Annotated in this window: 8 protein-coding genes; 1 reads left to right on the forward strand and 7 read right to left on the reverse strand. The window is 32.3% G+C overall.

What is annotated here, in order from left to right; translation table 11 throughout:
- Positions 1–145 precede the first annotated feature (145 nt).
- From NYQ10_RS04620 to NYQ10_RS04650, 7 genes are all read right to left on the reverse strand, one after another.
- Positions 146–907 (reverse strand): hypothetical protein, encoded by a 762-nt coding sequence (locus tag NYQ10_RS04620; RefSeq protein WP_289879098.1) that lies wholly within the window; start codon positions 905–907, stop codon positions 146–148.
- A gap of 78 nt (positions 908–985) precedes the next feature.
- On the reverse strand, positions 986–3,265 hold the full coding sequence (locus tag NYQ10_RS04625; RefSeq protein WP_289879099.1) for a helix-turn-helix domain-containing protein: 2,280 nt from the start codon (positions 3,263–3,265) through the stop codon (positions 986–988).
- A 103-nt stretch (positions 3,266–3,368) separates the two neighbouring features.
- Entirely contained in the window at positions 3,369–3,953 is a 585-nt protein-coding gene (locus tag NYQ10_RS04630) for an OmpH family outer membrane protein (protein ID WP_111368309.1), read from the reverse strand.
- A 235-nt stretch (positions 3,954–4,188) separates the two neighbouring features.
- Positions 4,189–5,037, reverse strand: coding sequence for a class I SAM-dependent methyltransferase (locus tag NYQ10_RS04635; protein WP_289879100.1), 849 nt, complete (start codon positions 5,035–5,037; stop codon positions 4,189–4,191).
- A 294-nt stretch (positions 5,038–5,331) separates the two neighbouring features.
- A complete protein-coding gene (gene mnmG, locus NYQ10_RS04640; protein WP_289879101.1) occupies positions 5,332–7,203 on the reverse strand; it encodes a tRNA uridine-5-carboxymethylaminomethyl(34) synthesis enzyme MnmG in 1,872 nt (623 codons plus the stop codon).
- Positions 7,204–7,721: 518 nt separating this feature from the next.
- The gene (gene ybeY / locus NYQ10_RS04645) at positions 7,722–8,141 is read right to left on the reverse strand and encodes an rRNA maturation RNase YbeY (RefSeq protein ID WP_289879102.1); all 420 of its coding nucleotides are present in this window, start codon (positions 8,139–8,141) and stop codon (positions 7,722–7,724) included.
- Positions 8,138–11,515: a DUF4175 family protein gene (locus NYQ10_RS04650; RefSeq protein ID WP_289879103.1), complete on the reverse strand. Its 3,378-nt coding sequence runs from the start codon at positions 11,513–11,515 to the stop codon at positions 8,138–8,140. Before NYQ10_RS04650 ends, ybeY begins: the two co-directional genes overlap by 4 nt.
- Positions 11,516–11,679: 164 nt before the next feature.
- Between NYQ10_RS04650 and gltX the strand changes: the two genes are divergently transcribed.
- The gene (gltX, locus tag NYQ10_RS04655; protein WP_289879104.1) at positions 11,680–13,185 is read left to right on the forward strand and encodes a glutamate--tRNA ligase; all 1,506 of its coding nucleotides are present in this window, start codon (positions 11,680–11,682) and stop codon (positions 13,183–13,185) included.
- The last annotated feature ends 198 nt before the right edge of the window (positions 13,186–13,383 follow it).

Consider the following 13,383-nt stretch of genomic DNA (forward strand, 5'->3'; position numbering starts at 1 on the left):
ATATCGCTCCGCTGGAGCTTTTTCATTTGTCATTTTGAAATTCTATAAATATTTCACCTCGCTGGGGCTTTAGCAGATATTTTTATTATAAATAATAAATCTAACAAAAAATCCTAATTCGTTTTGAATTAGGATTTTTTAATGTTTATCGTGAAACAATTTTGGCATTTTGAGATAAAATTTGTTTTCCCGATTGATAAATGATTAACGCCGCAGGCGGCGAATTTTTTTCGCCCAAAACGGTGAAATGACATTCATATCTAAAATCACCTTTCTTAAACTCATAATGATGATTTCCTCCAGTTCCATCAGCGACGAAAACGCCATTTTCAATTATTAAATCAGGTTTGTCAGTCATTTTATTTTTGATTGACCACGAAGCATAACGAAATTTATTATTTCCTAAATCATCAATTCTGATTCTAAATTTTGAAGTTTCTAAAATCGCAACTGGCTCTTTAAATTTTGAAATTGAAGCGTTTACATTTTTCTTCTGAGCAGCAATCAATTCATTTTTAATTTTCAATTCTGCTTCAGACTGGTAATTTATGCTAATAATTTTTCCATTTGTATCAATCCACAAATCGCCTTGGTTTAGCATAATTCCGCGCCAACCCATTTCTGACCAATCTTTTTCTGGATTCGATTTTGTTATTTTCTCAATTAAAACAGCATCGAAAATTTGATTGTATCTTTTCATAAAATCGGCTTTGTTCTTTACTGAAGGAATTGGAGAATCTCTTTTTAAAGGAAATTGCACACGATTTGAAACCGCTGTTTTGTTGCCGCTTTTTACTTCCAAAATAAACTTCGAAATAATTTTTTGGTATTCTGGTTTCAGATCTTGAGCATTTGTAAAAGACGTGTAAAAAATCAAAAAGGTTAGAAAAAATTTCAATGTTTTCATATCAAAAAAAGATTTAATGCGTTAGAAATTAGATTTTTGAAAAACGAAAACAATGTTTCACGTAGGACGTTGAAAATCTTAATTGATGCTCGCTTTGAACATTTTCAATTCATCCCAAGTAAATTCGTCGCCATGTTTTTCTTTCAAACCACTTAACGATTCTTCCTGATAAAACTGAAATGCTTCTCGCAAAGCCAAAATTTTATCATACGGCAAGACATCTGTAATTTCGATTTTCTTCGCTTGAATTAGTCTTATCAAATGTCCTTCGATAGTTTGAACATTCAATTTACGCATTCTTGCGATATCTTCCACAGAATTTTTCTCAATCCACAAATCGTATGTTTCTTCGACTGTCGTTTTTTTAGCCGTTTTAAACTCGTTTTTATCCGTCTTAGCTGATTTGTATCGAACAACGGGTTCTTCGGTCTTAAAAATGTCTGTATTTACCATTTTAAGTTCTGTTCGAATTCGATCTGCTTTCTCAATTTTAAAATTTTTAATAAATGGCGTTGATAATTTATCTTTAGAAATTTCTTCGCCAGAAACCACAATTTCTAAAAGCAATTTGGCTTTTAGTAATTTCAAAACGGCTTTTGTCTGTAAATCTTCTAAAAAATTAAGTTCTTCGTAAAACTCTTTAACTTTTTTAAATTTTTGAATTTCAGCCATTTTATAAATTAAATCATCGACCAATTTATCCATTGGCTTGAAAAAATAATCAAAGGCCGCTTCTACTCTTTCTTTTACAAAAAACAAATCGACGGTTTCTTTACTGAAAATTTTATTGAGCTGAATAATGAATTTCTGCGAAGGATCTAAAAGCTGTTCGATCGTATCTAAGCGTTTGTGCGCCCAAACAGAATGTTTCGATTTTTCTGAACCTGTCGCATTTTCATTATAACTAAATCTGTGATTTCTCCATTCTTGAGCTAATTCTGTCCAATTAAAACTGTTTGTCAAATAGTTATGAATAAAATTTTTGGTTTCAAAATGCAATGAATTTTTGAGATCTTCTTCTGAAGCTCTGTTCAAAGCATAATCCATCACATCTTGATCGTTCGAAATACCATTCATTTGCATCGGAGAAAGCAAAATAAGGCCATTTAACGAACGCAAACGCGAAAGTGCAACATAGGCTTGTCCGGGCAGAAAAACTTGCGATACATCGAGCGCTGCTTTGTCAAAGGTTAAACCTTGACTTTTGTGGACCGTGATTGCCCACGCTAACTTGATCGGGTAATGCGCAAATGTTCCTAAAACCTCTTCTTCGATTTCTTTAGTTTGTTCGTTGACTTTGTAACGGATATTTTTCCATTCGTATTTTTCGACTTCAAGCGTCATATTTTCTTCAGGAAAGTGAACAAAAATTTCTTCGTCAGAAAGTGATTTTACAACTCCCATTTTTCCGTTGAAATATCTCTTTTCAAAAGATAAATCATTTTTGACGAACATAATCTGCGCGCCGACTTTCAATTTCAGTTCCTCTTCAACAGGAAATATTTTTTCTGGAAAATCTCCAACGACAAAAGGCGTATAAACAAATTCTTTTCCATCTAAATCATTGATTGACTGTAAGTTAATAGAGTCTGCTTTTGCATTATGCGTTGTAAGCGTTATATAACCTTTGTTTTCTTTGAAATCAAAATCGGGCTTAACATATTGATTTAGAATGGAAATATCTTCAGGAGTAATCTGATTATTTCGCAAATTATTTAAAACCGAAATAAAAGCATCATCCGTCTGTCGATAGATTTTTGACAATTCGATATAAATCGGCGGATAGGTATGAAGCACATGAGAATGGAAAAAGAATTTTCCGCGATAATAATTTTTCAACGTTCGCCACTCTTCATCGCGAATAACCGGCGGCAATTGCAATAAATCTCCAATAAACAAAACTTGAACACCTCCAAAAGGCTGCGTATTTCTTCGAACGGTTTGCATCATAAAATCAACCGCGTCAAGTAAATCGGCACGCATCATACTCACTTCGTCGATTACAAGCAATTCCATATTTCGGATCACATTTCGCTTGACATTGTTCATTTTAAAATGACGGCGCAAAGACTCTTTATTCTCAAATTTTACAGTTTCAGTAAACTGCGCACTCGCATCGTACGACGGAATAAAAGCAGAAAATGGCAATTGAAACATCGAGTGAATGGTTACACCTCCAGCATTTAATGCCGCGATTCCTGTTGGCGCCACAACTACTGTGTTTTTATGTGTCGTAGCAATAATTTCGCGTAAAAGCGTAGTTTTTCCTGTACCAGCTTTTCCAGTAAGAAAAATAGATTTTTGAGTTTGATTTATGAATTGTAAAGTATAAGCTGCCGCTTCTGAAACGTTTTGCATTGGGGTTGTATTAAAGAATAAAATTACCGCATTTTTATAAAAAGAAAAAACCTAAATCTTTGTGGATTTAGGTTTTCAGTAATTTAGTTAGTTTGGGTAGTTTTTATTTTTTTGCTTCACCTTCTTTAGTTTCAGCTGCTGGTTTTGCATCTGCTTTTGGTGACGCTTTGTATTTATCATTTAATTCTTTAATGATTTCTTTTGTGATGTCGAATTTATCTTCAGCATACAAAATAGATGCTGCATCTCCAGTTCCGTAGATATAAGCGTAACCGTTTTTCTTTCCGTAATCTTTGATGAATTTTTTCACACCACTTACAAGAGAATCCATTTCTACTCCACTTTCTTGTTGTAATTGTTGTGCCAAAGCTTGTTGTGCATAACCTAATTGCTGCTCTCTTTTTTGCAATTCAGCACCTCTTTGCTGTGCCCAAGCCTGACCGTTTGCTTGCGCCTGGCTTTGAAAATTAGCAGCGTCTTGTTTAAAACGTGAAATTTCAGCTTGTAATTGTCTTCCTTTTTCTTCCGCTTGAGCTTTGTACTTTGCCTCTAAATCTTTTGCCTCAGTGTATTCTTTCATCAAAACCGAAGTATCCACGTAAGCTGTTTTTACTTCCTTTACCTCTGCTGTTTTGTTACAAGAAACTGCGAAAACTGAAAGTGCGATAATAACTAATGCTTTTTTCATTTTTTTAAATTCTATTTTTTTAAGTATGAAAGACAAAAATATAAAAAATTCAATAGGATTAACATAAACTTTAAAAAATGCGTAAAATTTATGATATTGTTTTTATTTATAGAAAAAATAATAACAATAATCGGTCACTATTGCTTTAAAATTGGCTTTTTCAGGTATTCTTTTAGATAAAAAAAAGCCATTTCATCAGATTTTGATAAAATGACTTTTAATTATATTTTTTTGATTATTTGTTTTTTAGAACATAAATATGCGAAGAATATTCTTTTGATCTTTTAGCTTTCCAATTTGATTTCAAACCAATGAAAAAAGCTTTGATATAATTCATTTTTCCCGTTTTATACTTTTCAGACAAAAGACTCACATAAAACGAATCAAATTTCATTGGAAGCACTTTTTCTAATTTCATATCAACTTTTTCAAAAAGCAATTGAATTGACTTTTTAGAAAAATGCCAAAAGTGAATTGGCACATCATATGCTGCCCAAAAAGTTTGATAATGATTTGCATCAAACGATTTATAGTTTGGAACCGCAATAATTAATGTTCCAGTTGGTTTTAATAAACGCTTTAATTCCTGAATCTGTTCTTCTAAATTCGGAACGTGTTCTAAAACATGCCACATTGTAATTGCATCAAAAGAATGATTTTCTAAACTGCTAATTTCTTCTACAAAAGAAATTCCTTTTTGTTTTGCGATATTTTTTGCTCTGTCGCTTGGTTCTACTCCAATTGTTTCCCAACCATTATTTTTTGCAGTTAATAAAAAATCTCCAGTTCCAGCTCCAATATCTAAAAGTTTACCTTTTTGGGATTGTTCTGAATTAATTAAATTCAATTTATTTTGAAGTGCAATATTTTTTACGAAATGATATGCTTTTTCAAATAATGAACGTTTGTTGTCTGTATGCGAAATATAATCTTCACTTTCGTAATATTTTCCGAGATTTTGAAGTTCTGGTTGTGGCGAAGTAATTAGCATGTCTAACTCTTCATCGTAATACAAATCAAAAATTTCTTTTGAAACAGAATGGTCTTTTACAGTAAGAAAGTGTTTTTTGTTTAAAACGTCCATTTTTTTTAATTCTAGATATTGGTTTAATTTATAGCAAATCCTAAAACTAAAATAACTTCAGTTTTAGGATTTTGTTTTTTTATTCTAATTTATTTTCAAATAAAACTTGAAGTTTCATTTTAGCGTTTCACGTGGAACAATTCTAATTTTAGATTAAATATTTTAGATTTTAAATTTTTATCTATCATATAAAAATATATCAATCAAAATTAGTTTCACGTGGAACATTTAGTATCACTCCAAGTTTACACTTTCAGTATATACTGAAAGTGTAAACTGGCACTGCAAAATTTTTTATCTTCCCATATAAATCAAAAGCACAGAAATATCACTTGGTGATACTCCGCTAATTCTTGAAGCTTGTGAAATTGTTACAGGACGAATCTTGCTTAATTTCTGTTTGGCTTCAATAGACATTGATTTGATTTTGTTATAATCAAAATTGTCTGGAATTTTTACTTCTTCTAAACGATTTAACTTATCTGCATTATTTCTTTCTTTTTCGATATAACCAGAATATTTAACCTGAATTACGGCTTGTTCTACAATTTCTTCATCCAGATCATTTTCTTTGATATATGCTTCAACCTTTTCAAATTTCAACATATCTTCTAATTCAATTTGCGGACGAGAGAAAATCTTAAACATTTTATCTCCTTGCGAAATCGGTGCAGATTCTTTTGCTTCCAAAATCGGATTTGTCTCTGCAATGCTTACACTTGTTTCTTTGAAGAATTGAACCATCTTTTCAGACTCATTTAATTTCTTTTCCATTCTTCGTAAACGATCTTCAGAAGCTAAACCAATTTCATATGACATTGGAGTCAATCTGAAATCGGCATTATCTTGACGCAACAAAGTTCTATATTCTGCTCTGGATGTAAACATACGATATGGTTCTTCCGTTCCTTTCGTAATCAAGTCATCAATTAGAACTCCAATGTAAGCTTCATCACGTTTTAAAATCAATGGATCTTTTTCATGTACTTTCAAGTGTGCATTTATTCCAGCCATCAAACCTTGAGAAGCTGCTTCTTCATATCCAGTTGTTCCGTTAATCTGCCCAGCAAAATATAATCCTTCAACTAATTTCGTTTCCAAAGTATGTTTCAATTGTGTTGGTGGAAAGAAATCATATTCGATTGCGTAACCTGGTCTAAAGAATTTTACATTTTCAAAACCTGCTACAGAACGAAGCGCTTTAAATTGAATATCTTCTGGAAGTGAAGTTGAAAAACCGTTTACATAAACTTCGCAAGTATTCCATCCTTCTGGCTCAACAAATAATTGGTGACGTTCTTTATCTGCAAAACGATTAATTTTATCTTCAATTGATGGACAGTATCTCGGTCCTAAACTTTTGATTCTACCGTTGAACATTGGAGAACGATCAAAACCTTCTCTCAAAATATCATGAACATCCAATGAAGTATAAGTCATATGACAAGAACGCTGATGAACCAATGGAGAAGTTACATCTGAATAAGAAAACTTATCTGGCTTTGCATCTCCTTTTTCTTCATTCATTTTAGAATAATCCAAAGAACGTCCATCTACTCGAGGTGGTGTTCCTGTTTTCATTCTTCCAGCTTCAAAACCTACTTTGATCAAATCTTCGGTGATTCCGGTTGCAGCACTTTCTCCTGCTCTACCTCCTCCGAATTGTTTTTCTCCGATATGAATTAAACCATTCAAAAAAGTACCATTCGTCAAAACGACAGATTTGGAACGAATCTCCACACCAAGTGAAGTTCTAATTCCTTTTATCTTTCCGTCTTCAATAATCAACCCTTTTACCATCTCTTGATAAAAATCAAGATTTGGAGTAGCCTCCAACATCATTCTCCATTCTTCTGCAAAACGCATTCTATCACTTTGAACTCTCGGCGACCACATTGCAGGTCCTTTTGATTTATTCAACATCTTGAACTGGATTGCAGTTTTATCAGAAACAATTCCTGAATATCCACCAAGAGCATCAATTTCTCGAACGATTTGTCCTTTTGCAATTCCACCCATCGCAGGATTACAAGACATCTGTGCTATGTTTTGCAAACTCATTGTAACCAATAAAGTTTTTGATCCTAAATTTGCGGCCGCCGCCGCGGCTTCAGAACCAGCATGGCCTGCACCAACCACAATAACATCGTATTCTTCTAAAAACATTTTGTTTTATTATTCTCTAAAAACCGCTAACGCGGTTTCTAGAATTACTTTTATATTTTTTTGTTCCACGTGGAACTTTTTAATTTTGTTTCAGGTTTTAAGTTTCAAGTTCAAACTAAAAACTGGAAACTGATATCTTCAAATTCAGAAAACAAATAAAAACGTTTCACGTGGAACATCTTTTTATTTTCTTCAAACAGAACTTTAAACAGAACTTTGAAATAAAAATTCCCAAAGAGAACTTTCAAATCAGAATTCCAAAACAGAATCTTTTTAATAAATGTTTCACGTGAAACATTTCTAAACTTCCATTCTAAACTCCAAAGAATATTTTAAAATCATGTTCCACGTGAAACACCCCATTCTATTTCTTTTAAATTCAAACCTAAAAAAACGTTCCACGTGGAACGCTGTAAAATTCTTTTAATTTCTTCGAATATGTTTCACGTGGAACGTTATAAAAATTTTAAAAAACCACAACGTTTCACGTGGAACATATATATTAAAAAGATGTTTAATTACTGTTCCACGTGAAACATCTTCATTTTCTCTTCTTCCTTCTGTCTCATTAATTGAGCTTCTTCGTCTGACTTATCTTTGTATCCACAATAATGTAGTATACCATGAGATAGCACTCTTTTAAGTTCTTCAGCAAATGAAACGTTGAAATCTTTTGCATTATCTGCAACACGTTCTACAGAAACAAAAATATCTCCATTTAACTCGTTACCAACTGTATAATCGAAACTGATAATATCAGTCAACGTATCATGATCTAAATATTCAATATTGATTTTATGAAGATACTCATCATCACAGAATATATAGTTGATCTCTCCTTCATTCTTGTTTTCAGAAATAATTACAGCACTAAGCCAGTCACTAAAAGCCTGCTCGTCTCCTAAAGTAAAATCTGTTTCGTAATTAAAATTTATCATTTTGTATTAAAGTATTCTTGAACTTTTTGATTAAAATTCGAGCGCAAAGGTAGTGATTGTCTGTTTAATATCTCTACACTGTTTAAATATTCCAATAGTGAACTTGGTAAAGCATTAGAACGATTTATAAAATCAGCTTTATTAGTTTCAGATTGTCTTTGTGTATCTTGTCCTTGCTGCTGAACTGCATTATTTAATTTCCATAATTCTTGTTGGATATTTAAGATGCGTTGTAAGTTCTCATTTTTAAAACCTCTATTCAAAATCTGCTTTTCAGATTGTTTCATCTGATCTATTACAGATCTACCTTGAGAGTCTAAACCTTTCTTTGCTAATTCTTTTTGAAGAGCCTCACGAAGTTTAACTTGCTCTTTGTATATCTCCATTATAGCTTCAGCATCACCTTCTCCATCTTCTCCTTCATTACCTTTTTGTTCTCCTTTTCCATTCTTACCATCTTTACCAGAAGAACCTTTATCACCGCTTTTGTTCCCTTGACTATCTTTACTTTCTCCATCTTTTCCTTGACCGTTTTGCCCTTGTCCAGGTTTATCACCTGGCTTCTGTCCCGATTGCATTCCGTCTTTCATTTTATCAGCAAGCCCTTTTTGTTTCTGAATAATATCTGGCAATTGCATTCCTTGTCCGTCTCCCGGTTTCGGTTTGCCAGCACCTGGTTTAGACATCGACATCTGCATATTATTTAATAAATCACTTAAGAAATCGGCCAACTTATTGGCAGATGAAACTGCATATTGTTGGTGTGAAACTCCTCTTGGGATCTGAACATCGGTTAAGGTTTCTATAGCCTTGTCCATGTTGTATTGCACATTTCCAATTTCCTTAGTTACGTCTTCAGCTACCTTTGGGTTACGTAATGAAAGTGCAAATAAACTATCATCAACATGTCTAAACTGCTGTTTCAAATTCTGCTGAATCTTAATGTTCTTTGTAAATGTAGATGAACCCAATTTCATTGCTTTGAACTGTTTCATCACATCTTCTTGTGATAAAGAATAAGCTAAAAGATTGTCTAGAATCTGACGAAGCATTGCTACATCTTCTTCCAATTGTTCTTGTTCTCCGCCTTCCATTTCACTCTGCATTTCCTGAGCCATAAACTTCATTTTCTTAGCCGCACTTTTCTGTTTTGGCTTAGCTCCAGAAGTATTCTTTTTACTCAATTCTTCAGAAGCTTTATTAAGATCATTATCTACATCTTTCTCTTTTGAAGCATCAGACGGAATATCTAAAGGTTTCTTTAAAGTCTTATTTTCTTCTTTCAAATCTTTTAAATCTTCCTGAATCTTATCAAAAGATTTATTGATTTCATCTTGCTTCTCTTTAGTATTTTCTTTCTCTTTATTCGATAACTGTTCCTGTTGTTCTGACAGTTTGTTTAGTTTCTCAGCAACTTGCTCTGCTTTCTTTGAAACATAAAAACGCTTGGTTAATTCAACCAATTGCTCTAAATTACGTGATTGATTTTTACTAATTTGTTTGAACTTTTCCATCTTATCAAACAGTTCTTCGCTGTTTAATTTATCGTTTAAGTTCTTCAATTCGTCTAATAATTTCTGATTCTTTTCTAGATCTTTCTGTGCATTATCTAAACGCTTTTGTAAATCATCGGCCGTTTTATCTTTCTTATCATCCTTAAATTTGTCCAGATTCTGATTCATTTTCTCAGAAAACTGTTTCATCATTTCGTCTTGTTGTTTCTGACGTTTGATAAAATCGTTGATCTTTTGTTGATCTTTAAACTCTAAATTATCTTTTTCTTTTCCTTTATTTTGAAGCTTATCCATTTCTGAAATCTGCTTGGTTTGGTTCTTCAAAGATTTAGATAAACTATTAATATTTTGATTTTGCTGTTGCAATTCCTGATCTTGAATTTCATCTGTAGTTGCTACACGATCAGAAAATGTAGAAGACTTTGTAGACTTAAATCCGTGTGGTGCATCGTTATCAAAAACTTCAAAATAGTACTCGTATGAAACTCCTTCTTCTACTGGAAGGTTACTTGGAAAATTAAAAACAAACTGATCGAATACTCCAGACTTCACAGGAATGTTTCCGCGTTTAGCAGATTGTGGTTTGTTACGTTCGTAATACACAATTTGCAATTTCGAAAGTCCGTAATCATCACCCAATCTTCCTAGAATATAGTTCTTATCTAACTTCAAACTATCAGGTGCAGGACCAACATTGATGCTTGGAAACTGATCTTTGATTACAGACAACTGATAATCCAGTTTTTCGTAGTTTTTGACCTTATTATTAGATGTAAGTATTTGATATTCGGTATTTTGACTTATATTTTTAGCCAATTTAAACTCATTTTCTGCTTTATTGAACTTAAATACTTCATTATCTCTTTTCCATACCACTTCTTGTGTAGATTTGGTATTCATTTTCCAAGTTACAGTCGTCCCTTCTGGTACAATTGCATTTCCAGTTCCTTGAATTGTCTCTGATTTTTTCTTTAGATAAGAAGGAAAATTTAATACCATTTCGAAGTTTGCAATAGATGGAACTGTAATAACTTTCAATTCGTATTCTTCTGAAACAACTGAATTTCCTTCAAATGAAAATTGAATATTATCTGCTGGTTTCTCCACTTTAAATTCAAACTTTCCAGGTTGAGAAGATTCCATAAAATAACTTTCATCACCAATATGAATCATTACATTTTCTGGAACAACATTTCCAACAGATTCCATTTTGATAACGAAATCTTTATTTTGTTCTGCTTGCAAATTAGAATTCAAAACAACAAATTTGAAAGGAGCTGGCGGCAAAAAAGCAGAATTGAAATGCACTACTCTATTCAAACTTTGAGAAATAATATTGCTATTTCCAGAAATATAAAACACAGCAAAAAGCAAAATTGGAACTAAAGCTAACGGCAAATACTTTTTGTTAGCTTTAAAATTGATGGCATTTCCAAATGGAATTGGTTGCAGTGAATTTGCTTTTTGCTCAATTGAAGCTAAAACCAATTCTGAACTTTCAGCATTATTCTCTGAAGACAATTGCAAAAAGTTCGTCAGCTTATCACTCACTTCTGTGAAATGATTTCCAATAATTTTAGAAGCTTGAGTATAATCAATTCCCTTTTGAAGCTTGAATAACTTAAATAACGGAAACAGAATTAAACGAATTAAAAGGAAAACTTCAACTCCAACAAATAACCAAAATAGAAAAGTTCTTCCTAATGGTTTCAACCAAAGAAAGTACTCTACAAAAAGCGTAAACAAAAAATACAACAACCCAAAACCTGTAAAAAGAAGTATCCCTTTTATCAATTCATTGGTATAATATTTTTTAATAAAAGCCTCTAACTTTTGATATATCGCAGATGTTGTTTTCAAAATAAATCTGTTTTAATTATAACCCATAAAAGTAGTAATTATAACAATAAGTCTGAAAGTCAAAAGTCGAAAGTCAAAAGTTTAGCACACAGCTAAAAACCTTTCAAACTTTCGACTTTTGGCTTTTGACTAATATCGTATCTTTGCAACAAAATTTTAAACAAATGTCAAAGCAAGTTCGTGTGCGTTTTGCACCAAGTCCGACTGGACCATTACATATTGGCGGAGTTCGTACTGCCCTATTTAATTATTTATTTGCAAAGAAACATAATGGTGTTTTTTATCTGAGAATTGAAGATACAGATCAGACTCGTTTTGTTCCAGGTGCAGAAGCTTACATTATGGAAGCTCTAGAATGGTTAGGAATTGCTCCTGAAGAAACGGTTGGAAAAAATGAAAAATTTGGTCCATACAGACAAAGCGAACGTAAGGATTTATACCAGCAATATGCAGATCAATTAATAAATTCTGGTTGGGCATATTATGCTTTTGATACTCCAGAAGCTTTGGATGCACATAGAAAACAACACGAAGCTGAAGGAAAAACATTTATTTACAATCACCACAATCGCGAAAAGTTAGATACTTCTTTAGTAATTTCTGCTGATGAAGTTGCTAAAAGAATTGCAAATGGAGAACATTATGTAATTCGTTTTAAAACTCCGGTTGATGAAACTTTACACTTGAAAGATATTATTCGTGGTGATGTTAAGTTTGAAACTAATCTTTTGGATGATAAAGTTTTATTCAAAAGTGACGGAATGCCAACTTACCATTTAGCCAATATTGTAGATGATCATTTGATGGAAACTTCACATGTAATTCGTGGTGAAGAATGGTTGCCATCTATGCCACTTCACGTTTTATTATATAAAGCTTTTGGTTGGGAAGCTCCGGAATTTGCTCATTTACCTTTAATTTTAAAACCAGTTGGAAATGGTAAATTATCAAAAAGAGATGGAGACAAAATGGGATTCCCAGTATTTCCTTTAGAATGGAAAACTGCAGAAGGAGTTTCATCAGGATATAGAGAGAATGGATTTTTCCCAGAAGCAGTTGTAAATTTTTTAGCTTTATTGGGATGGAATGACGGAACTGAAAAAGAGATATTTTCTTTAGAAGAATTAGCAGAAGCTTTTGACTTGAATAGAGTTCATAAAGCTGGAGCAAAATTTGATCCAGAGAAAAACAAATGGTTCAATCACCAATATTTAGTAAAACAAAATGATGCCGATTTAGCGAAAAGCTTCTCTCCTATTTTAGAAGAAAAAGGTATTGATGTTTCTAAATATGATCTAACCAGAATTGTTTCTTTGATTAAAGAAAGAGCAAACTTCGTTTCTGAATTTTGGGATTTAACAGATTTCTTTTTTCAAGCTCCAACATCTTACGATGAAAAAGCAAGTAAAAATTGGAAAGAAGAAACTCCGGCTTTAATGCAAGAATTGATTTCAACTCTAGAATATATCGATGGTTTTGATTCTGCAAATATCGAAGCAATCGTAAAAGATTGGTTAACAAAAAACGAAATCGGAATGGGTAAAGTAATGCAACCTTTCCGTTTAAGTTTGGTTGGAGCTCTAAAAGGTCCTCACCTATTTGACATTGTTGAAATCATTGGAAAAGAAGAAACTATCGCTAGAATTCAGAAAGCAATTTCAAGTTTATAAAAAATTTTACCATTAAGATTTTAAGATAATTAAGTTTTTCTTGATGGTAAAATAATACTTTATATAAGTTCATAAAGCTTAGCTTAATTCTCTTGACAAAGCTTGACTTAATTAACTTAATATCTTAATGGTTAAAAAAATAGAAACGCTATGAAACATATAACAAATGTTCTTAGCGTTTTTTTAATGTCTAATAAT

Source organism: Flavobacterium johnsoniae (genome assembly GCF_030388325.1).
Classification (GTDB): domain Bacteria; phylum Bacteroidota; class Bacteroidia; order Flavobacteriales; family Flavobacteriaceae; genus Flavobacterium; species Flavobacterium johnsoniae_C.